Annotated in this window: 1 protein-coding gene; it reads left to right on the top strand. The window is 36.9% G+C overall.

The window, feature by feature from the left end:
* A partial coding sequence (locus ZA06_RS16665) for a DmpA family aminopeptidase (protein WP_157503336.1) occupies nucleotides 1-1,286 on the top strand: 1,286 nt, incomplete at both ends.

The raw sequence follows: 1,286 nt of genomic DNA, 5'->3' as shown, positions 1-1,286 counted from the left end.
TTCCAATCCTACGGACAAAATCCTAGAGCAAGAGATTTAGGAATTCCTTTTGTAGGAATAACAGGTAAATTCAATGCTATCACAGATGTAAAAGGCGTTGAAGTTGGCTATAGTACAATTATTGAAGGAAATGGAAAGAACATTATTGGAAAAGGCCCCATTAGAACGGGAGTCACAGCGATTTTTCCAAGAGGAAAAGCAAAAAAATTCAGTCCTGTATATGCCAATTGGTATAGCCTGAACGGAAATGGAGAAATGACCGGAACAACATGGGTAACGGAGTCCGGTTTTTTAGAAACTCCAATTATGATCACCAATACAAATAGTGTTGGTGCTGTACGACAAGCCGTATTAAAATATTATGTAGATACAGATTGGTATAACGGGGAAGAATGGTGGTATACCTACCCAGTTGTTGCAGAAACTTATGATGGATTTTTAAATGACATCTATGGTTTTCACGTCAAGGAGAAACATGTTCTAGAAGCAATAGAAAATTCATCAAGTGGAAAGATAGCAGAAGGAAATGTAGGTGGTGGAACTGGAATGATGTGTTTAGGCTTTAAAGGCGGAACTGGAACCTCTTCAAGAGTTATACATATTAATGATTCTACTTACACCGTTGGAGTTCTTGTCCAATCCAATTTTGGCGCAAAAAAGAATCTAACAATAGCTGGTGTTCCTGTTGGCATGGAACTCTTGAATGTAAAAAGTGAAATCTTAAAAGGTGCTCCACTATCTAACAGAAAAGAGGGTGATGGTTCTATTATTGTAATAGTAGCCACAGATGCTCCTTTATTACCACATCAATTAAAGCGCATAGCACAACGGATTCCTTTAGGAATTGGAAATGTAGGCGGGCGCGGAACCAATGGTTCTGGTGACATTTTTTTGGCCTTTTCTACAGCTAATGAAAATGCGTTTAATCACAAGGAAAATTCATCTATAGTAAGTCTTGCCAATGATATGATTAACCCGTTATTTGAAGCCACAGTGCAAGGAGTTGAAGAAGCAATAATAAATGCCATGGTAGCTGCCGAAACAATGGAAGGCATTAATGGGAACATCAGTTATCGCTTACCTCACAATGCTACAATTGAAGTTCTCAAAAAATACAACAGGTTTCAACCTACAGTAATTATAGATACCACATTACTTGAAAAATACCTTGGTAAATATGAACTTGGACCTGAATTCTATTTAACCATTTTTAATGAAGGTGAAAAAATATTTGCTCAAATAACTAACCAAATAAAAGTAGAATTGACGGCCGTTAATGAGAATAC

The organism is Mangrovimonas xylaniphaga, assembly GCF_001280435.1.
In the GTDB taxonomy this organism is placed as follows: Bacteria; Bacteroidota; Bacteroidia; order Flavobacteriales; family Flavobacteriaceae; genus Mangrovimonas_A; species Mangrovimonas_A xylaniphaga.
Note: the sequence above shows the minus strand (reverse complement) of the source record. Positions and strands in the feature narration are given on the sequence as shown.